This window comes from Streptomyces sp. SudanB5_2050 (assembly GCF_964272335.1).
GTDB lineage: Bacteria > Actinomycetota > Actinomycetes > Streptomycetales > Streptomycetaceae > Streptomyces > Streptomyces rochei.
Genome location: NZ_OZ186760.1, coordinates 5,719,085 through 5,738,974 on the forward strand (window position 1 = coordinate 5,719,085; position 19,890 = coordinate 5,738,974).

Here is a 19,890-nt window from a genome sequence, read left to right on the forward strand (position 1 = left end):
GTCAAGGGTGACAGGCTCAGGCGCGGATGCGCAGGCCCCGCGGGGTGGCCACGAAACCCGCGTCCTCCAGCAGGGGCCCGAACGGCGAGGTCAGGGCCGCGGCGCCGTTGACCCGCTCCACCGTGACCGTGCCGAGGGAACCGGCCAGGGCCGACTCGGCGAGCGCCTGGGCGGCGGCCCGCAGCCGCGGGTCCTCGGTGGGCAGGGCGTCGGTATCGGACGGCCACAGCAGGAGCGTCTTGCCGCCACGCTCCATGTAGAGCGCGGGCTCGCCCTCGACCAGTACCACCAGGGAGCCCGCCTTGCGGCCCGGTTTGTGCGTGGCACCGGCCGGGGGCTCCGGCCAGGGGAGGGCCGCGCCGTACGCGTTCGCCGGGTCGGCGGCGGCCAGGACGACGGCCGGTGGACCGGCGGGAGCACGGCCGCGGTGGCCGGCGAAGCCGGGGTCGTACGCACCGCGTGGCCCGCCGAAGCCGCTGCCGGTGCCGCCGCGTGGCCCGCCGAAGCCGCTGTTCGCGCTCCCGCGCGGGCCCCCGAAGCCTCCGGAGGCGCCGTGCGCGCCGCCGCCGCGGGGGCCGCCGGCGCCCGGTTCGGCGTAGTCGCGGGGCGAGATGTAGTCGCCCCGGGACGGTGACCGGCCCAGCCCGTCCGGGTCCGCGAAGACGTCGTCCCAGGGGGCCGGTGAGCCGGGAGCGCCGGGCGGGGCGGGCGAGGCGTGGCTGCCGGACGGGAAGTCGGAGAACGGGTCGTCGAGAGGGGCCTCCGAGGGAGCGCCGGAGGCCGCGCCGGGGAAGCCGTCGGGTGCGGCCGGGGTCTCGGGGCCGCCGACAGCCACCCGCGCGGGCGGACCCTCGCCGCGCTCCCTGGCGTTCGCGACCGCGCGCAACCGGTCCACGGCCCCCTCCATGGCGAACTGCGCCGCTCCGAGTCCCTCCACGACATACCCCCGCCGGGCCTGCCCGCTCTCCTCGAAGGCGGCCAGAATGCGGTACACCGCCGAGAAGCCGCCCTCGACGCCCTCGGCGGCGACGGCGCCCCTGGTCACCACGCCGTGCCGATCGAGGAGCGTGCGGGCCAGCGCGTGGGCGCGCACCGTGGTGTCGGGCTCGCGGGCCGGGAGCAGCGACCACCGGCCGGCGACGGTCGGCGGACCGCCGCGCGAGGCGGGCCGGGCGGCGGCCGTCAGCGAACCGTAGCGTCCGCGGGGGACGGACCGCTTGGCGCGGTGGGCGGTCGAGCCGGCGGTGCGGCCGGAGCCCAGCAGGGAGCGCAGAGGGGCGAGCGTGTCGTTGGTCAGCCGCCCGGACCAGGCCAGCTCCCACAGGGCGTCGGCCAGCTGCGGATCGGTGACGTCCGGGTGGGTGGTCGCACGGACCTGGTCGGCGATCTGCCGGAAGAAGAGGCCGTACCCGCCCGAGAGGGCGTTCAGGACGGACTCGTGCAGAGCGGTCGTCTCCAGGGGGTGCGCGGGCGGCAGGAGCAGGGGGGCCGCGTCCGCGAGGTAGAGGGAGACCCAGCCGTCCTTGCCGGGGAGCGAGCCGGCTCCGGCCCACACCACCTCGCCGGCGGCCGTCAGCTCGTCCAGCATGGCCGGGCTGTAGTGCGCCACGCGGGACGGCAGGACCAGCTTCTCCAGGGCGGAAGCGGGCACCGAGGCGCCCTGCAACTGCTCGACGGCGCGGACCAGCCCGTCGACGCCGCGCAACGCGTGTCCCTTGCCGATGTGCTGCCACTGAGGGAGGAACTGCCCGAGCGCGGCGGGCGGCACCGGCTCCAGCTCGTGCCGGAGCGCGGCCAGGGAGCGGCGCCGCAGCCGGCGCAGGACGGTCGCGTCGCACCACTCCTGGCCGATGCCGGCCGGATGGAACTCGCCCTGCACCACCCGGCCCGCCGCGGCCAGCCGTTGCAGGGCGCCCTCGGTGACCGCGACGCCGAGCCCGAAGCGGGCCGCGGCGGTCACCGAGGTGAACGGGCCGTGGGTGCGGGCATAGCGGGCCAGGAGGTCGCCGAGGGGGTCCTTGACCGGCTCGGTGAACGCCTCGGGCACCCCGACGGGCAACGCCGTGCCCAGCGCGTCGCGCAGCCGGCCCGCGTCCTCGATCGCCGCCCAGTGGTCGCCGCCGGCGATCCGCACCCTGATCGCGCGCCGGGCGGCGGCCAGCTCCGGCGCCCACTGGGGCTCGGCGCCCCGCTCGGCCAGCTCGGCGTCCGTGAGCGGACCGAGGAGCCGCAGCAGGTCCGCCACGCCCTCCGGGTCCTTCACCCGGCGGTCCTCGGTGCGCCACTGCAGCTCCCGCTCCAGCTCGGTGAGCACCTCGGCGTCGAGCAGCTCGCGCAGCTCCGCCTGGCCGAGCAGCTCGGCCAGCAGCCGCGAGTCCAGCGACAGCGCGGCGGCCCGGCGCTCGGCGAGCGGCGAGTCGCCCTCGTACAGGAACTGCGCCACGTAGCCGAAGAGCAGGGAGCGGGCGAACGGGGACGGCTCCGGGGTGGTGACCTCGACCAGGCGCACCTTGCGGGACTCCAGGTCGCCCATCAGCTCGACCAGGCCGGGCACGTCGAAGACGTCCTGGAGGCATTCGCGGATCGCCTCCAGGACGATCGGGAACGATCCGTACTCGCTCGCCACCTCCAGTAGCTGCGCGGCGCGCTGGCGCTGCTGCCACAGCGGGGTGCGCTTGCCGGGGCTGCGGCGCGGCAGCAGCAGCGCACGGGCGGCGCACTCGCGGAACCGGGACGCGAACAGGGCGGAGCCGCCCACCTGGTCGGTGACGACCCGGTCGACCTCCCCCTTGTCGAAGACCACGTCGGCGGCGCCTACGGGTGCCTTCTCGGCGTCGTACTCGAGGCCCGGCTTCGCGGGGTCCTGGTCGAGGAAGTCCAGGCCCATGAGATCGGCGTCCGGCAGCCGCAGCACGATGCCGTCGTCGGCGTGCATCACCTGGGCGTCCATGCCGTATCGCTCGGTCAGCCGGGCACCGAGGGCGAGCGCCCAGGGGGCGTGGACCTGGGCACCGAAGGGGGAGTGGACCACGACCCGCCAGTCGCCCAGCTCGTCCCGGAACCGTTCGACCACGATGGTGCGGTCGTCGGGCACATGGCCGCACGCCTCGCGCTGCTCGTCGAGGTACGCCAGCACATTGTCCGCGGCCCAGGCGTCCAGCCCGGCGGTGACCAGGCGCAGCCGGGCGTCCTCCTTGCCGAGCGAGCCGACCTCGCGCAGGAATGCGCCCAGCGCGCGGCCCAGCTCCAGGGGGCGGCCCAACTGGTCGCCCTTCCAGAACGGCAGCCTCCCCGGCACGCCCGGAGCGGGGGAGACCAGGACCCGGTCGCGGGTGATGTCCTCGATCCGCCACGAGCTGGTGCCGAGCGTGAAGACGTCCCCCACCCGGGACTCGTACACCATCTCCTCGTCCAGCTCGCCGACCCGGCCGCCGCCCTTCTTCGGGTCCGCACCCGCGAGGAAGACCCCGAAGAGCCCGCGGTCGGGAATCGTGCCGCCCGACGTGACCGCGAGGCGCTGCGCGCCCGGCCGGCCGGTGACCGTGCCGGCGACCCGGTCCCAGACCACGCGCGGGCGCAGCTCGGCGAAGGCGTCGGACGGATAGCGGCCGGCGAGCATGTCGAGGACGGCCGTGAAGGCCGACTCCGGCAGCGAGGCGAAGGGGGCGGCGCGGCGGACGGTGGCGAGCAGGTCGTCGACCTGCCAGGTGTCCAGGGCGGTCATGGCCACGATCTGCTGCGCCAGGACGTCCAGCGGATTGGCGGGAATCCGCAGGGCCTCGATGGCGCCGACGCGCATCCGCTCGGTGACCACCGCCGCCTGCACCAGGTCGCCCCGGTACTTGGGGAAGACCACGCCCGTGGAGACGGCGCCGACCTGGTGTCCGGCGCGGCCGACGCGCTGCAGGCCGGAGGCGACGGAGGGCGGCGACTCGACCTGGACGACCAGGTCGACGGCGCCCATGTCGATGCCCAGCTCCAGGCTGGAGGTCGCCACCACCGCGGGCAGGCGGCCCGCCTTGAGGTCCTCCTCGACCAGGGCGCGCTGCTCCTTGGAGACCGAGCCGTGGTGGGCCCGGGCGATCACCGGCGGCGCGCCCTGCGCGGCGCCCGAGCCGCCCATGAGTTCGGCGGGGGAATGGTGCTCGTCCAGCGGCTCGCCGGTCGCCCGCTCGTACGCGATCTCGTTGAGCCTGTTGCACAGGCGCTCCGCCAGGCGCCGGGAATTGGCGAAGACGATCGTGGAGCGGTGCGACTGGACGAGGTCGGCGATGCGCTCCTCGACGTGCGGCCAGATCGACGGGCGCTCCGCGCCCTCGTTGCCGTCCGCGACCGGGGAACCGCCCAGCTCGCCCAGGTCCTCGACCGGGACGACGACGGACAGGTCGAACTCCTTGCCCGACTCCGGCTGGACGATCTCCACCCTGCCGCGCGGGGCCAGGAAGCGGGCGACCTCGTCCACCGGGCGGACCGTCGCCGACAGCCCGATGCGGCGGGCCGGCTTCGGCAGCAGCTCGTCCAGCCGCTCCAGGGTGAGCGCGAGATGGGCGCCGCGCTTGGTGCCCGCCACCGCGTGCACCTCGTCCAGGATCACCGTCTCCACGCCGGTCAGCGCCTCGCGTGTGGCCGACGTCAGCATCAGGAACAGGGACTCGGGGGTGGTGATCAGGATGTCCGGCGGACGGGTGGACAGGGCGCGGCGCTCGGCGGCCGGGGTGTCGCCGGAGCGGATGCCGACCTTGACCTCGGGCTCGGGCAGACCGAGGCGCACGGCTTCCTGGCGGATGCCGGTCAGCGGGCTGCGGAGGTTGCGCTCGACGTCGACGGCCAGGGCCTTGAGCGGAGACACGTACAGGACCCGGCAGCGCTTCTTGGGGTCGGCGGGCGGCGGCGTCGAGGCCAGCTGGTCCAGAGCGGCGAGGAAGGCGGCCAGCGTCTTGCCGGAGCCGGTGGGGGCGACCACCAGCACGTCGGAGCCCTCCGAGATGGCCTGCCACGCACCCGCCTGGGCGGCGGTGGGCGCGGAGAAGGCCCCCGTGAACCAACCGCGGGTCGCGGGGGAGAAGCCGTCCAGGGCCCGATGTGCGGAGCTGACCATGGATCCATCGTGCACCCCGGCACTGACAATCGCCCTGAGCCGGGCGGACAGGGGCCGGGCGGCGCGGAGGCGGTGACGGAGAATGGAGCGCATGGCGGGATCGAGCGAGCGGGCACGGCACTGGCGGTATCCGGAGCTGCCCGGCGTCGACCTGCTGCGCGCCCGGTACGTGCGGAAGACGTTCGTACGCCATACGCACGAGCACTTCGTCATCGCCGCCATAGCCGACGGGGCCGAGGTCTTCCACCACGGCGGAGGCGACCAGTACGCCGGCGCGGGTTCGCTCGCCCTGGTCAACCCGGACACCCCGCACACGGGCCGGGCCGGAGTGCCGGAGGGCTGGCGGTACGGGGCCGTCTACCCGGCGCCCGAGCTGGTGGCGGGCATCGCGGCGGAGACCACCACCCTGCGCGGGACGCCCGGGTTCGTCCGGCCGGTGCTCGACGACCCGTACTCGGTCGAGCTGGTGCACCGCGTGCTGCGGGCCACCGACGAGGGGAACGCGCTGGCCGCCGACACCCTGCTGCGCGTGGCCGTCACCCGGCTCCTGCGGCTGAACGGCGGCCCGCTGCCGCGCCGGGAGGTGCGGACGGCCGGGGCGCGGATCGCGGCACGGGCACGTGCCGTGCTCGAGGAGCGGATGGCCGACCCGCCGAGTCTGGAGCGGCTCGCCGCCGAGCTGGGCGGCAGTCCTTTCGCGCTGCTGCGCGCCTTCCGGGACGCCTACGGAATGCCGCCCCACAGCTGGCTGACGGACGCCCGGGTGCGCCGGGCGCGGCGGCTGCTGGACGCCGGGACGACACCGGCCGAGGCGGCCGTCGCCGTGGGCTTCACCGACCAGCCGCACCTGAACCGGCACTTCGCGCGGATCGTGGGGGTGCCGCCGGGGGCCTACCAGCGCGAGCGCAAGAACGTACAAGACGCGCGGCGACGGCTTCTCCTACCGTCCGAGGCGTGACAGAACAGACAGTGGTCTCGGACACCGGCGCCGAGGGCAAGCCCGACGCCGCGGTCGTGCGGGACGCCCTCGGGGTGGGCATAGCCGTCGGACTGTCCGGGTTCGCCTTCGGGGTGACCTCGGCGGGCAGCGGACTCACCCTGGCCCAGACCTGCGCCCTCAGCCTCCTGGTGTTCACCGGCGCCTCCCAGTTCGCGCTGGTGGGGGCGCTCGCGGCCGGCGGCAATCCGCTCACCGCCGCCGCCGGGGCCTTCTTCCTGGGCGTGCGCAACGCCTTCTACGGGCTGCGGCTCTCCCAGTTGCTGGCCCTGCCGCGCGCGGTGCGGCCCTTCGCCGCGCAGTGGGTCATCGACGAGACGACGGCCGTCGCCCTCGCCCAGCCCACGCGCCGCGGTGTCCGGATCGGGTTCACCGTCACGGGACTCACCCTGTACGTGCTGTGGAACCTCACCACCCTGCTCGGCGCGCTGGGTGCGGAGGCCATCGGGGACACGGCTGCCTGGGGACTGGACGCCGCCGGTCCGGCGGTCTTCCTGGCGCTGCTCGCACCGATGCTGAGGACCGTCACCGAGCGGGCCACCGCCGCCCTGGCGGTACTCCTCGGGCTGGGCCTCCTGCCCGTGCTCCCCGCCGGTGTGCCCGTGCTGGTGGCGGCCCTGGCGGCCCCGGCCGTCCTCTGGGCGCGGGGCCGCCGGGAGAGCGGGGACGGGCGGACCACCGCGCCGGAGGAGGAGCGATGAGCGTCTGGGTGGCGATCGGTGTGACGGCGGTGGGCTGCTACGCCGTCAAGCTCCTGGGCCTGCTGGTGCCCGCGGGCGCGCTGGAGCGGCCCCTGGTCCGGCGCCTCGCGGCGCTGCTGCCGGTGGCCCTGCTCGCCGCGCTCACCGCCCAGCAGACCTTCGCCGACGGACAGGCGCTCGTGATGGACGCGCGGGCGGCGGGGGTCGGCGCGGCCGCCGTGGCGCTGGTGCTGCGCGCACCGTTCCTGCTCGTCGTCGCCGCGGCCGTGGTGGTGACCGCGGGCGTACGGGCCCTGGGCGGCTGAGGGTCCCGCCCCGGTCAGCCGATCGGGCGGCCGTACGCCCTAAGGGTGCGCAGGGCCTCGATCGTCACGGCGGCGCGGGCCTCCAGGGCGGGGCCGGGGGAGGGGGCGGGGGCCCAGCGGGGCCGGCGCAGGGGCCAGCCACCGTCCTCCTCCTGCTCGCGGGCGAGGAAGTCGAGGGAGCGGGCCATCTCGTCGTCCGTGAACCACGCGCGCGCGAGGGAGCCCGGATGGCCCGCGTAGTCGTGGGGGAAGCGGTGCTCGCCCGGGTCGCGGCCGGGGGAGACCGGATACGCGTCCCGGTCGTCCGGGTCCAGTACCGCGAGCCGCCGCTCGCGCACCAGACGGCCCAGCCGGTCGGCCGCCGCCCGCGCGCGCGGGCGGTCGGGAGCGTTGTCCAGGAAGGCCACGGCCGCCTCGACCTCGTCGGGGTGCGGGGTCTCCAGCGACTCCGCCGCCTGCCAGCAGAAGTCGGTCGCCCTGAACAGCCAGGCGTGCCAGACGTCGTTGCGGTGCAGCAGACCGACCACCGGAGCCGTGGCGAGGAGTTCACCGGGCGGGTCGTCCACGACCGGCGGCAACGGGGCCGCCGGATACCCGCGCCCGCCGGGACGGACCAGGGGCAGGGCGCCGTCCCGCGTGGACACGGAGGTCAGGTAGCGGCACATCCGCTCCACGCGCTGCCCGCCGCAGCGACCGACGGCGTCCAGGACGCGCAGGGCGCGCGCGGTGTGCAGCGGCTGGCTGTCCGGGCCGCGCAGATCGGGCTCCAGCGCGTGGCCGTACCCGCCGTCCTCGTTGCGGTGGGCGTCCAGCGCGGTCTCCACCGGACCGGCGTCGCCGTCCCGGAAGTGGTACGCGAACAGGCGCTGCTCCAGTACGCGCGCGGTCAGCCACACGAAGTGCTCCGCGCGCGCGAGCGGTGAGCGCGAGGCGTGAGCAGTGGGGGGCGTGGGAGGCGCGGGTGTCGTGGGAGGCGTGGGCGCGGCGGGGGTGGGGATCAGGGGCGACGTGGGGAGTGGGGATGCTCCATTTTCGGCCATGGTCAGACCGTAGGACGGAAAGCGGTCCCGGTACGCGGTCCCGGCACGGGGCCCACTCTCAGGGGCGGGATACTGGAGTCATGCGGTTGACGGTCTTCTGGGAGCGGATGACGGATCACTTCGGTCCGGGTTACGCCGACACCTTCGCGCGCGATCACGTGATGTCGGAGCTGGGCGGGCGCACGGTGCACGGTGCGCTGGACGCCGGCTGGGACGCCAAGGACGTGTGGCGGGTGGTCTGCACGGTCATGAACGTGCCGCAGGAGCAGCGCTGACCGGGCACGAGGGCCACCGAACGGCACTCCGCTGTCCGTGGCGTGGGCGAGACTTGGTCCGTGGCACCGACTGAGGAGACCGGGCAGGCGACCCGGCACGCATCCACGACCGGCACGACGCCGCCCGCCCCGCCCCCGCCCCGGGACACCCCGGGGCGTGGCGCGCGCATGCCGCGCTGGCTGCCGCGCGCCATGGTGCTCGCCCTCTCGCTCGTCGCCGTGTTCCAGCTGGGCAGCTGGGCCTTCCACCAGCTCACCGGCCTGCTGATCAACATCCTCATCGCGTTCTTCCTGGCCCTCGCCATCGAACCGGCGGTGAGCTGGATGGCCGGTCGCGGCCTGCGCCGCGGGCTCGCCACCTTCCTGGTGTTCCTCGCCGTGCTGGTCGCCGCCGCAGGGTTCGTCACCCTCCTCGGCTCCATGCTCGCGGGCCAGATCGTCAAGATGGTCGAGGACTTCCCGGACTACCTCGACTCGGTCATCAACTGGGTCAACAGCCACTTCCACACCGAGCTGAGACGGGTCGACATCCAGGAGGGCCTGCTCCGCTCCGACTGGCTGCGCAACTACGTGCAGAACAGCGCCACCGGCGTCCTGGACGTGTCGGCCCAGGTTCTCGGCGGCCTCTTCCAGATGCTGACGATCTTCCTCTTCTCCTTCTACTTCGCCGCCGACGGCCCCCGGCTGCGGCGCGCCCTCTGCTCCGTGCTGCCGCCCGCGCGACAGGCCGAGGTGCTGCGCGCGTGGGAGATCGCCGTGGACAAGACCGGCGGCTATCTGTACTCACGCGGTCTGATGGCCCTCGTGTCCGGCATAGCGCACTACATCCTGCTGGAGTTCCTGGAGGTGCCCTACGCCCCCGCGCTCGCCGTGTGGGTGGGCCTGGTGTCGCAGTTCATCCCCACCATCGGCACCTATCTCGCGGGTGCCCTGCCCATGCTGATCGCCTTCACGGTCAACCCCTGGTACGCGCTGTGGGTGCTGATCTTCGTCGTGATCTACCAGCAGTTCGAGAACTACGTGCTGCAGCCCAAGCTGACGTCCAAGACCGTGGACATCCACCCCGCGGTCGCCTTCGGCTCGGTCATCGCGGGCACCGCCCTGCTGGGCGCGGTCGGCGCGCTGATCGCCATTCCGGCGATCGCGACCCTCCAGGCGTTCCTGGGGGCGTACGTCAAGCGCTACGACGTCACGGACGACCCGCGCGTCCATGGACGCCGCGCGCGCGGGCCGGTCGGGACCGGTGGGCCCTCGCGCCTGCGCAGGCTGTGGGCCCGGCGACCGGAGGCCGGGGGGACCTCCGGTCCCGGTGGCGCCGGACCGGGCGGGGACGGCTCCTAGCCGACGGGGCACGAGGCGGCCGGACAGACTGCTGCGGCCGGGCACGGGACGGCCGGGCTCGGGACGGCCGGGCTCGGGACGGCCGGGTTCGGGACGGCCGGGCAGGGAGCGGTCGCCCTCGGCGTGGCCGGACGCGGCGCGGAGAGCAGGGGAGAGCAGGGGGCGGACGATCAGCCCTGCGGCTCCTGCGGCTTGACGTCGACCTCCCGCAGGCCGCGGTCCGTGTGGTCCGTGCGCGTCTCCGTGCGGTGGCCGCGGGCGATGTAGTCCCGCACCACCGCCTCGACCGCGTCCTGGGGCGAGCCGATGCCGGCCAGGACCATCACCTCCACCACCAGTTCGGCGTCAAGACTGACGTTGACCTTGGCCACGGTGCCCCCCCTCGTCGCGTCGCATCCGCACTCTAGCCACCCGGCGGCCGGCCCGGTGGTCGTACGCTCGGGAGTGCCGCGTGGTGCGCTTGACACAAAAATCGAACATCCATTCTTATGGAGGCTCCGGCGAGGCTCGTGACGGGTGATTCGACTGGGTTTGTACGGAGAAGTGCCCGAGTTATCCACAGGCCGGACCCGCATCGGGGCGCATTGTCAGTGGCAGGCATTAGCGTCTTTGACGTGAAGCGATCGAATCAAGCAAACCGGGTGGAACCCATGGCAGGAACCGACCGCGAGAAGGCCCTGGACGCCGCGCTCGCACAGATTGAACGGCAATTCGGCAAGGGCGCGGTCATGCGCATGGGCGAGCGGTCGAAGGAGCCCATCGAGGTCATCTCGACCGGGTCGACCGCGCTCGACGTGGCCCTCGGTGTCGGCGGCATCCCGCGCGGCCGGGTCGTGGAGATCTACGGCCCCGAGTCCTCGGGCAAGACGACCCTGACCCTGCACGCCGTGGCGAACGCGCAGAAGGCCGGCGGCCAGGTCGCGTTCGTGGACGCCGAGCACGCCCTCGACCCCGAGTACGCGCAGAAGCTCGGCGTCGACATCGACAACCTGATCCTGTCCCAGCCGGACAACGGCGAGCAGGCCCTGGAGATCGTGGACATGCTGGTCCGCTCCGGCGCCCTCGACCTCATCGTCATCGACTCCGTCGCCGCCCTCGTGCCGCGCGCGGAGATCGAGGGCGAGATGGGCGACAGCCACGTCGGTCTCCAGGCCCGGCTGATGAGCCAGGCCCTCCGGAAAATCACCAGCGCGCTCAACCAGTCCAAGACCACCGCGATCTTCATCAACCAGCTCCGCGAGAAGATCGGCGTCATGTTCGGCTCCCCGGAGACCACGACCGGTGGCCGGGCGCTGAAGTTCTACGCCTCGGTGCGCATCGACATCCGCCGCATCGAGACCCTGAAGGACGGCACGGAGGCGGTCGGCAACCGCACCCGCTGCAAGGTCGTCAAGAACAAGGTCGCGCCGCCCTTCAAGCAGGCCGAGTTCGACATCCTCTACGGCCAGGGCATCAGCCGCGAGGGCGGCCTGATCGACATGGGCGTCGAGCACGGCTTCGTCCGCAAGGCCGGCGCCTGGTACACGTACGAGGGCGACCAGCTCGGTCAGGGCAAGGAGAACGCGCGCAACTTCCTGAAGGACAACCCCGACCTCGCCAACGAGATCGAGAAGAAGATCAAGGAGAAGCTGGGCGTCGGGGTGCGTCCCCAGGAGCCCGCGGCCACCGAGCCGGGAGCCGACGCCGCCCCGTCCGACCCCGCGCCGGCGGTGCCCGCCCCCGCGACCGCCAAGGCCACCAAGACCAAGGCCGCGGCGGCCAAGAGCTGATCCGTGACACGGCGAACCGACTGGGCCGAGTACGACGCGTACGCGGACGGCTCCGCCGGGAGGCACGACGGCGCGTACGGGGCGAGCGGCGCCCCGTACGAGACAGGTCCGTACGAGGTGGCCGTGGACGGGACGGACCCGCTCGCCCTCGGTGCCCACGAAGCGGGCGAGGCGCGCCACGGTGACGGCGAGGCGCGCCGCGTGGGCGGACGGGGCCGTGGACCGGGCGGCGGGCGAGGCCGACGGCGGCGCGGGCACGCGGAGCCGTCCGCCGAGGACGGAGGTACCACTTCCTCGTCGAGGGCCGAGAAGGGGGAGCCTCCGCGGGACCCGGTCGAGCAGGCACGGGCGATCTGCCTGCGCCTGCTCACCGGGACCCCGCGCACCCGCAAGCAGCTCGCCGACGCGCTGCGCAAGCGCGAGATTCCCGAGGAGGCCGCCGAGGAGGTGCTGTCCAGGTTCGAGGAGGTCGGACTGATCGACGACAGCGCCTTCGCGGACGCCTGGGTGGAGTCCCGGCACCACGGCCGGGGGCTGGCCCGGCGTGCCCTCGCCCGGGAGCTGCGGACCAAGGGCGTCGACGCCACGGTCATCGACACGGCGGTCTCCCAGCTGGACTCCGAGCAGGAGGAGGAGACCGCGCGCGAGCTGGTCGCCCGGAAGCTGCGCGCCACCCGGGGCCTCGACCGCGACAAGAGACTGCGCCGTCTCGCCGGGATGCTCGCCCGCAAGGGCTATCCCGAGGGCATGGCCCTGCGCGTGGTCCGCCAGGCGCTGGAGGAGGAGGGCGAGGACACCGAGTTCCTGGACGACGAGCCGTACTGAGCGGCGCGCCCGCTCCTGGGGACGGGGAGGCGCATCAGCGTGTGACGACACCGCCCCGCTGTACTGCCCCGTCACCGACTCCGGAGCCCGTCGCCCCCCCCCGCTCGGGCGGAAGCGCCCGCCCGGCCGGAGGCGCTACGGGCCCTCGACCGGCAGCCCCGCCGCCCGCCACGCCTGGAACCCGCCGATCAGATCGGTGGCCCGGCGCAGCCCGAGACGGTGCAGGGACTCCGCCGCCAGGCTGGAGGCGTACCCCTCGTCGCAGACGACCACGACACGCAGGTCATGACCCGTGGCCTCGGGCAGACGGTGGCTGCCCTGCGGATCCAGGCGCCACTCCAGCTCGTTGCGCTCGACCACCAGGGCGCCGGGGATCACACCGTCCCGTTCCCGCAGGGCGGCGTACCGGATGTCGACCAGCACGGCCGTGCCGGCCTCGGCGGCGTCGTGGGCGTCGCGCGGCCCGATCCGCTGATAGCCGCCGCGCACCCGCTCCAGCAGCGCGTCGATTCCGATCGGCTCGCTCACTGCCAGTCCTCCGGGCGCTCGACCTGCTCCAGGCGCAGGACATGGCCGCTGCGGCTGTAACGCCGGATCCGGGGCAGGGGCGGATAGTAGGCGTGCACGGAGACAGCGTGCACCTCGCGCGACTCGTTGAGCACCTCGTGCACATGGTGCCGGCCGAAGGCGCGCCCGCTTCCGGCGGGCAGCAGGCGTTCCCGGTCCACGTCGTCGGTGAGTTCCAGGGTCTTCCATCCGTCGGTGGGCAGCCGGGCGGCGAGCGCGTTCTCCCTGAGCTCGCCCGCCGCGGTGACGAAGGCACCGACCGACTCCGCGTGGTCGTGCCAGCCGGTGCCGGTACCGGGCGGCCAGCCGATCAGCCACGCCTCGCTGCCGCCGGGACCGGCCAGCCGCACCCAGGTGCGGCCCTGCGGGTCGAGCGGGAGCCCGGCGATCAGCTCGGTGTCGGCGGCCGTGCGCCGCGCGAAGTCGAGGAGTTCGGCCTGCGTGGGCGCGGCGGTCGCCGGGGACGAGGCCGCGAAGACGGAGGAGGACGCGGAGACGCGGGAGGAGAAGGCAGGGGAGGAGGAGACAGACACGGATACCGTCCTGAGGGTTCGCGAAGGCGCGCGGCGGCACGTCGAGCGGCACGCGCGGGGGGAAGTGATGCGAAGTCAGCAGGACAGACGACACACGCAGCCCGCATAGCGGACGAGGTCCATATGGACCCTCCGCCACAGGCGCGCAAAGGTGTCGGTCACGTTCCGGAGTACACCACGGCGGTGTGGGTCGGTCAACTCACCGTCACCATGCGGACGGCGGGGCCGGCCGCGACGGATCGCCACCGACGCGGCCGTCGTCCAGGGGCCGCGGAGGCGGACCGGCGGACGGCCGGTCAGCGGGATCCGGCCGCCGCTCGCGCCTCCGCGTCCTCGTCGCTGGGTGTGTCGGTCGTGTCCGTCGCCGCCCCGCCGAGGGCCGCCTCAGCCGCCGCGTACAGGTCGGCCGGCCGCACGCCGCTGAACGCCGAGACCAGGTGGCCGTCGGGCCGCACCAGCAGCACGGTATGGGCGGCGGCACCCGGGTACGCCTCGGCGACGAGCAGTTCGGCGCGGTGCGGCAGCGCCGTCACCGCCGCCGCCAGCCGGGGCATGATCCCGGCGGTCACCCAGTGCTTCCGGTCCCACACCCCCGTACCCGGCGCGATCAGCACCACCAGCAGCGACCCGCGCCCGAGCCGGTCCCGCAGCCGCACGAACGTGCCGTCCTCGGCCGTGACCCGTACGTCGGAGACCGGCGATCCCGGCGGCGTCCCGACGGCCGTCTCCCCCGCGAGGGGCCCGGGCGTGAGCGGCGAGTCGGCGTACGCCCCCGGCGCGCCCAGGGCTCCGCGCCCCAGGTGACCGTCGGCGAGCAACGCGTCATGGCCGCGCGACGAGCCGGGGACGTAGGAACGCAGGCCCCCGCCGCCGCGCAGCAGCGGAAGCACCTGGTCGGCGGCGCGCAGCCGTGCGGCGATCACCGAACGCCGCTCCTCCTGGTAACTGTCGAGCAGCGCCTCGCGCGGCCCGTGGTGCCAGGCCAGGGCCAGCTTCCAGGCGAGGTTGTCGGCGTCCCGCAGCCCCTCCTCCAGACCCTGCGTGCCCAGCGCGCCCAGGAGATGGGCCGCGTCCCCGGCGAGGAACACACGGCCCACCCGCCAGCGGCGGGCCAGCCGGTGGTGGACGGTGTGGACGCCGGTGTCGAGGAGTTCGTACGACGGAGTCACCCCCTCGGCCCAGCCGGTGAGGGTCTCACGGACGCGGTTCACCAGCAGTTCCGGAGTGACCAGGTCCTTCCCGGGCGGCAGCAGCCAGTCCAGGCGCCACACACCGTCCGGCAGCGGGCGGCCGACGACCTCTCCCGCCGAGGGACCGGACGTACGCCAGGGCGGCATCCGGTGGAGCAGCGCCTCGTCGGTCCACGGGAGTTCCGTGCGCAGCGTGGCGACGGCGTATCGTTCCACCGCAGTGCGGCCGGGGAAACGGATGTCCTGGAGCTTGCGCACGGTGGAGCGGGGCCCGTCGCAGCCGACCAGATAACTGCCGCGCCACCAGGTGCCGCCCGGCCCGCGGGTGTGGGCGGTGACGCCGGAACGCTCCTGCTCGATACCGTCCAGACGGCTGTCGACCGCGACCTTCACCAGTGACTCGCGGGCGAGCGCCGTGCGCAGGACGCCGGTCAGTTCGTGCTGGGCGAGGTGCAGCGGCGCCGGATCGGCGTCATCGAATTCGACCTCGCGCGTCACCTGCTTGCGCCGCATGGACCGCCATCCGGCCCAACGGCACCCCAGCCCCGCCAGGCGGACGCCGGTCAGCCGCTCGACGAGGGCGACGGTGTCCTCGCGCAGGACGACGGTGCGCGCGGCGCGTGGTTCGTCCTTGCCCGGCCCTTCGTCGAGGACGACGCAGGGCACCTCCTGCCGCGCCAGCGCCAGGGCGAGCGTGAGCCCGACGGGCCCCGCTCCGGCGACGATCACCGGGTCCACGGTGCGGTGCCCCCTGCCCGTGGCGGTGTCCCGGGGGACGTGGGTGAACAGGACATTGGAGCAGGGTGCACGGTCACAGAACGTATGCAACCTACTGGCGCTGCCCGCGTCAAGCGACGGAGGCAGTGGCGATCATGCCACTGCCTCCGTTGGTGTCATGCGAGGTGACCGAGTGTCAGGCGTTGCCCCCGGCGCCGGTCGCGTTGGACCCGGCGACACCCGCGTCGTCGGCCTTGAGCACCGCACCGGTCGACTTCTTGGCCCGCCGCAGTCGACGCTCCAGCCAGCTCGCGAAGGTGGTCAGGAGGAAGTTGAGGGCGATGTAGATGACCGCGACGACGGTGAAGCTGGCGATGACGTTGGCGCCGTAGTAGCCGCTCATCGTGTTGGCCGACGCGAGCAGTTCCGGGAAGGTCAGGACCGCGCCGCCGAGGGCGGTGTCCTTCAGGATGACGACGAGCTGGCTGACGATGGCCGGCAGCATCGTGGTGACCGCCTGCGGCAGCAGGATGGTGCGCATCAGCTGGCCCTTGCGCAGGCCGATCGCCATGGCGGCCTCTGACTGGCCCTTGGGCAGGGCGAGGATGCCCGCCCGGACGATCTCCGCGAGCACGGAGGCGTTGTAGAGGACCAGGCCCGTGACCACCGCGTACAGCGGACGGTCGTCCGAGCTGACGTTGGTGTATTCGGCGAAGAGCGCGAGGCCGAAGATCATCAGGACCAGCACGGGGATGGACCGGAAGAACTCGACCACGACGGCGGCCGGAACCCGTACCCATACGTGGTCCGACAGCCGCGCGATGCCGAGCACGGCGCCGAGGGGCAACGCGATGATCATCGCGAGGGCGGCCGCCTTCAGGGTGTTCTCCAGGCCCGGCCAGATGTACGTGGACCACGCCTCGGAACCGGAGAAGAACGGCTTCCACAGGGCCCACTCCAGTTGGCCCTTGTCCTTGAGTGTGCCGAACACCCACCACAGCAGGGCCGCGAGGGCCACGAGGAAGACGACCGTGAGGACGACGTTGCGCCGCTTGGCGCGGGGGCCCGGGGCGTCGTAGAGAACGGAACTCATCGCTTCACCGCCACCTTCTTGCCCACCCAGCCGAGAATCAGGCCGGTCGGCAGCGTCAGAACCACGAAACCGAAGGCGATGACCGCGGAGATCAACAGCAGCTGTGCCTCGTTCTCGATCATCTCCTTCATCAGGAGCGCCGCCTCGGCGACGCCGATGGCCGCGGCCACCGTCGTGTTCTTGATCAGCGCGATCAGCACGTTCGCCAGGGGAACGACAGAGGAACGGAACGCCTGGGGCAGCACGACGTTCCCCAGCACCTGACCGAAGCTGAGCCCGATGGCCCGGGCCGCCTCCGCCTGTCCGACGGGCACCGTGTTGATGCCGGAGCGCAGCGCCTCGCACACGAAGGACGAGGTGTAAAGAATCAGGCCGAGGACTGCGAGGCGGAAGTTGATCGTCTCGACGTCGTCCGCGCCGAGGGACACCCCCAGCGTCTGGTTGAGGCCCAGCGACGTGAACAGGATGATCACCGTCAGCGGAATGTTCCGCACGATGTTCACGTACGCGGTCCCGAAGCCGCGCATCAACGGCACCGGGCCGACCCGCATGGCGGCCAGTACGGTGCCCCAGATCAGGGAGCCGACGGCCGAGAGCACAGCGAGCTGCACTGTCGTCCAGAAGGCTCCCAGCAGGTCGTAATCCTGAAGAAAGTCGAACACGATCTCCCGCGCTTCCGCGTGTAGGGATGCCCGCCCCGGTGCGCCGCCCCTTCCGGAGGGCGGCGCACCCTGTCAGGCTCGGCCTCAGCTCTTGATGTCGCCGATCTTCGGCGCCGGCTCGTTCTTGTAGTTGGCCGGGCCGAAGTTGTCCTTGACGGCCTTGTCCCAGGACTTGTCGGCGACCATCTCTTCGAGGGCCTTGTTGATCTTGTCCTTGAGGTCGCTGCCCTTCTTGACGCCGATGCCGTAGTTCTCGTTCGTCAGCTTGAAGCCGCCGAGCTTGAACTTGCCCTTGAACTGGTCCTGGGCGGCGTAACCGGCGAGGATCGAGTCGTCGGTGGTGAGCGCGTCGATGGCGCCGTTCTGCAGGCCGGGCAGGCAGGCCGAGTACGTCGGGTACGGCTGCAGCTGCGCCTTGGGGGCCAGCTTCTCCTTGACGTTCTGCGCCGAGGTGGAGCCCGTGACCGAGCAGAGCTTCGCGTCGTTCAGGTCCTCCGGCGACTTGATCTTGTCGTCGTCGGCGCGGATCAGCACGTCCTGGTGGGCGAGCAGGTACGGGCCGGCGAAGTCGACCTTCTCCTGGCGCTCCGGCGTGATCGAGTACGTCGCGGCGATGAAGTCGACGTCGCCGCGCTGCAGCATGGTCTCGCGGTCGGCGCTCTTCGACTCCTTCCACTCGATCTGGTCCTCGGAGTAGCCGAGCTTCTTGGCGACGTACGTGGCGACGTCGACGTCGAAGCCCTCGTAGCCGGCCGGGGTCTTCTGGCCGAGGCCCGGCTGGTCGAACTTGATGCCGATGGTGATCTTCTTGCCACCACCGTCGGAGGAGCCGCTGTCCTTGTCGTCACCGCCGCACGCGGTGGCGGTCAGGGCGAGGGCGAGCACGGTGGCCGAGGCGGCGGTGACCTTGCGGAGCTTCATGGTGAACATCCTTTGGCTGTGATCGAACGACGATCGGACGACGCGGCGTCGGAGCCGCGCACCGGTTCAGTGATGCAGGATCTTCGACAGGAAGTCCTTGGCACGGTCACTGCGCGGATTGCTGAAGAACTGGTCCGGCGTGGCCTCTTCGACGATGCGGCCGTCCGCCATGAAGACCACCCGGTTGGCGGCGGAGCGGGCGAAGCCCATCTCGTGCGTGACCACGATCATGGTCATGCCGTCCTCGGCGAGCTGCTTCATGACCTCCAGGACCTCGTTGATCATCTCGGGGTCGAGAGCCGACGTGGGCTCGTCGAAGAGCATGACCTTCGGGTCCATGGCCAGCGCCCGCGCGATGGCGACGCGCTGCTGCTGGCCACCGGAGAGCTGCGCGGGGTACTTGTCGGCCTGGGCACCCACGCCGACCCGGTCGAGGAGGGCGCGCGCCTTCTCCTCGGCCTTCTTGGCGTCGATCTTGCGGACCTTGATCTGGCCCAGGGTGACGTTCTCGAGCACGGTCTTGTGCGCGAAGAGGTTGAAGGACTGGAAGACCATGCCGACGTCGGCCCGCAGCCTGGCGAGCTCCTTGCCCTCGGCGGGCAGCGGCTTGCCGTCGATCGCGATCGATCCGGAGTCGATGGTCTCCAGGCGGTTGATGGTGCGGCACAGGGTGGACTTGCCGGACCCGGAGGGCCCGATGACCACGACGACCTCGCCGCGGGTGATCGTCAGGTCGATGTCCTGGAGCACGTGCAACGCGCCGAAGTGCTTGTTGACACTCTTCAGGACGACCAGTTCGCCGGTCGAGGCCTTGTCTTCCTTGGCCACCGATACTTCGGTCATCGCTCTCGGGCTCCGTCCTCCTCGGTTTCGGAGGACAGTAGTAACGCCGAACGACCTGCGTCTCTACATCTGAGGGGAATCTGAGCATCACGATCCGATAGCAATCGGACACGAGTCGTAGCACTTGTGAGCAGGGCGCATATCGGCCGGATAACTTCGAGCGGCCGCAACCGGAACCCTCTTGACGCCGTCCCCCTCCATCGGCGTCACTGCACAGGACGTCCGCGCGCGTGCGCGCGGTTCCGCACCCGCCCCGATGACCGCCCGACCACAGAGATACCCGCCGCGAGCGTACGGCCGATGAACCGAAGGGAGCCCGGATGAGACTGCTGCTCGTCGAGGACGACAACCACGTGGCAGCCGCCCTGTCCGCGATCCTGGCCCGGCACGGCTTCGACGTCACCCACGCGCGCAACGGCGAAGAGGCTCTCCAGGCGCTCGTCCCCGACGGCGACTGCTTCGGCGTCGTCCTGCTCGACCTCGGACTGCCCGACCAGGACGGCTACGAGGTCTGCGGCAAGATCCGCAAGCTCACCGGCACCCCCGTCATCATGGTCACCGCCCGCTCCGACGTCCGCTCCCGCATCCACGGCCTGAACCTGGGCGCGGACGACTACGTGGTCAAGCCGTACGACACGGGCGAACTGCTCGCCCGCATCCACGCCGTCAGCCGGCGCACCGTCCACGAGGACCCCACCGGGAGCACCGAGACCGTGGTGCGCCTGGGAGCCGTGCGCATCGAGCTGCCGACCCGGCAGGTCAGCGTGGACGGTGCGGCCGTCCAGCTGACCCGCAAGGAGTTCGACCTGCTGGCCCTGCTCGCGCAGCGCCCCGGCGTGGTGTTCCGCCGGGAGCAGATCATCAGCGAGGTGTGGCGCACCAGCTGGGAGGGCACCGGGCGCACACTGGAGGTGCACGTCGCCTCGCTGCGCTCCAAACTGCGCATGCCGGCGCTCATCGAGACCGTCCGCGGCGTCGGCTACCGCCTCGTCGCCCCCGGCGCGTAGCGGGGC

Annotated in this window: 19 protein-coding genes; 8 read left to right on the forward strand and 11 right to left on the reverse strand. The window is 72.7% G+C overall.

What is annotated here, in order from left to right:
* Window positions 1-16 precede the first annotated feature (16 nt).
* Window positions 17-5,098 (reverse strand): ATP-dependent helicase, encoded by a 5,082-nt coding sequence (locus ACFZP7_RS25550; protein WP_385635915.1) that lies wholly within the window; start codon window positions 5,096-5,098, stop codon window positions 17-19.
* A gap of 91 nt (window positions 5,099-5,189) precedes the next feature.
* Here ACFZP7_RS25550 and ACFZP7_RS25555 point away from each other — a divergent pair, with 91 nt between their 5' ends.
* Genes ACFZP7_RS25555 through ACFZP7_RS25565 form a run of 3 tightly spaced genes read left to right on the forward strand, consistent with a single transcriptional unit; the run spans window position 5,190 to window position 7,101 of the window.
* The gene (locus ACFZP7_RS25555; protein WP_031015365.1) at window positions 5,190-6,056 is read left to right on the forward strand and encodes an AraC family transcriptional regulator; all 867 of its coding nucleotides are present in this window, start codon (window positions 5,190-5,192) and stop codon (window positions 6,054-6,056) included.
* On the forward strand, window positions 6,053-6,796 hold the full coding sequence (locus tag ACFZP7_RS25560) for an AzlC family ABC transporter permease (protein WP_385635918.1): 744 nt from the start codon (window positions 6,053-6,055) through the stop codon (window positions 6,794-6,796). The genes ACFZP7_RS25555 and ACFZP7_RS25560 overlap by 4 nt, the downstream gene beginning before the upstream one ends.
* Window positions 6,793-7,101 (forward strand): AzlD domain-containing protein, encoded by a 309-nt coding sequence (locus ACFZP7_RS25565; protein ID WP_220670716.1) that lies wholly within the window; start codon window positions 6,793-6,795, stop codon window positions 7,099-7,101. Before ACFZP7_RS25560 ends, ACFZP7_RS25565 begins: the two co-directional genes overlap by 4 nt.
* Window positions 7,102-7,115: 14 nt before the next feature.
* On the opposite strand, the gene ACFZP7_RS25570 is transcribed toward ACFZP7_RS25565, so the two are convergent.
* The gene (locus tag ACFZP7_RS25570) at window positions 7,116-8,141 is read right to left on the reverse strand and encodes a hypothetical protein (RefSeq protein WP_385635921.1); all 1,026 of its coding nucleotides are present in this window, start codon (window positions 8,139-8,141) and stop codon (window positions 7,116-7,118) included.
* Window positions 8,142-8,221: 80 nt separating this feature from the next.
* On the opposite strand from ACFZP7_RS25570, the gene ACFZP7_RS25575 reads away from it, so the two are divergent.
* Together ACFZP7_RS25575 and ACFZP7_RS25580 are read left to right on the forward strand one after the other, a co-directional pair.
* Window positions 8,222-8,416: a DUF3046 domain-containing protein gene (locus ACFZP7_RS25575; protein WP_019325765.1), complete on the forward strand. Its 195-nt coding sequence runs from the start codon at window positions 8,222-8,224 to the stop codon at window positions 8,414-8,416.
* Between the two features lie 60 nt (window positions 8,417-8,476).
* Window positions 8,477-9,757: an AI-2E family transporter gene (locus ACFZP7_RS25580; protein ID WP_385635924.1), complete on the forward strand. Its 1,281-nt coding sequence runs from the start codon at window positions 8,477-8,479 to the stop codon at window positions 9,755-9,757.
* Between the two features lie 170 nt (window positions 9,758-9,927).
* Here the strand turns inward: ACFZP7_RS25580 and ACFZP7_RS25585 are convergent, their stop codons facing one another.
* Entirely contained in the window at window positions 9,928-10,128 is a 201-nt protein-coding gene (locus ACFZP7_RS25585; RefSeq protein ID WP_029393357.1) for a hypothetical protein, read from the reverse strand.
* A gap of 279 nt (window positions 10,129-10,407) precedes the next feature.
* Between ACFZP7_RS25585 and recA the strand changes: the two genes are divergently transcribed.
* Both recA and recX read left to right on the forward strand, forming a co-directional pair.
* Entirely contained in the window at window positions 10,408-11,526 is a 1,119-nt protein-coding gene (gene recA / locus ACFZP7_RS25590) for a recombinase RecA (protein ID WP_385635926.1), read from the forward strand.
* A 3-nt stretch (window positions 11,527-11,529) separates the two neighbouring features.
* Window positions 11,530-12,351, forward strand: coding sequence for a recombination regulator RecX (gene recX / locus ACFZP7_RS25595; protein WP_385635928.1), 822 nt, complete (start codon window positions 11,530-11,532; stop codon window positions 12,349-12,351).
* A 135-nt stretch (window positions 12,352-12,486) separates the two neighbouring features.
* On the opposite strand, the gene ACFZP7_RS25600 is transcribed toward recX, so the two are convergent.
* The 8 genes from ACFZP7_RS25600 to ACFZP7_RS25635 all read right to left on the reverse strand — a co-directional run bounded on the left by ACFZP7_RS25600 (window position 12,487) and on the right by ACFZP7_RS25635 (window position 18,877).
* Window positions 12,487-12,879: a rhodanese-like domain-containing protein gene (locus tag ACFZP7_RS25600; RefSeq protein ID WP_125772833.1), complete on the reverse strand. Its 393-nt coding sequence runs from the start codon at window positions 12,877-12,879 to the stop codon at window positions 12,487-12,489.
* Entirely contained in the window at window positions 12,876-13,451 is a 576-nt protein-coding gene (locus ACFZP7_RS25605; RefSeq protein WP_385635931.1) for a cysteine dioxygenase, read from the reverse strand. Before ACFZP7_RS25605 ends, ACFZP7_RS25600 begins: the two co-directional genes overlap by 4 nt.
* A gap of 75 nt (window positions 13,452-13,526) precedes the next feature.
* The gene (locus ACFZP7_RS25610; protein WP_385635933.1) at window positions 13,527-13,697 is read right to left on the reverse strand and encodes a putative leader peptide; all 171 of its coding nucleotides are present in this window, start codon (window positions 13,695-13,697) and stop codon (window positions 13,527-13,529) included.
* Between the two features lie 50 nt (window positions 13,698-13,747).
* Window positions 13,748-15,379 (reverse strand): FAD-dependent monooxygenase, encoded by a 1,632-nt coding sequence (locus ACFZP7_RS25615; RefSeq protein WP_385635936.1) that lies wholly within the window; start codon window positions 15,377-15,379, stop codon window positions 13,748-13,750.
* 175 nt (window positions 15,380-15,554) lie between these two features.
* Window positions 15,555-16,451 carry an amino acid ABC transporter permease gene (locus ACFZP7_RS25620; protein ID WP_019325774.1) on the reverse strand — a complete coding sequence of 299 codons (897 nt, stop codon included), beginning with the start codon at window positions 16,449-16,451 and terminating at the stop codon, window positions 15,555-15,557.
* Window positions 16,448-17,113 (reverse strand): amino acid ABC transporter permease, encoded by a 666-nt coding sequence (locus tag ACFZP7_RS25625; RefSeq protein WP_125537634.1) that lies wholly within the window; start codon window positions 17,111-17,113, stop codon window positions 16,448-16,450. Before ACFZP7_RS25625 ends, ACFZP7_RS25620 begins: the two co-directional genes overlap by 4 nt.
* 84 nt (window positions 17,114-17,197) lie before the next feature.
* Window positions 17,198-18,034 carry a glutamate ABC transporter substrate-binding protein gene (locus tag ACFZP7_RS25630; RefSeq protein WP_385635939.1) on the reverse strand — a complete coding sequence of 279 codons (837 nt, stop codon included), beginning with the start codon at window positions 18,032-18,034 and terminating at the stop codon, window positions 17,198-17,200.
* 66 nt (window positions 18,035-18,100) lie between these two features.
* A complete protein-coding gene (locus ACFZP7_RS25635; RefSeq protein ID WP_029393359.1) occupies window positions 18,101-18,877 on the reverse strand; it encodes an amino acid ABC transporter ATP-binding protein in 777 nt (258 codons plus the stop codon).
* Between the two features lie 320 nt (window positions 18,878-19,197).
* On the opposite strand from ACFZP7_RS25635, the gene ACFZP7_RS25640 reads away from it, so the two are divergent.
* Window positions 19,198-19,884: a response regulator transcription factor gene (locus tag ACFZP7_RS25640; RefSeq protein ID WP_385635941.1), complete on the forward strand. Its 687-nt coding sequence runs from the start codon at window positions 19,198-19,200 to the stop codon at window positions 19,882-19,884.
* The last annotated feature ends 6 nt before the right edge of the window (window positions 19,885-19,890 follow it).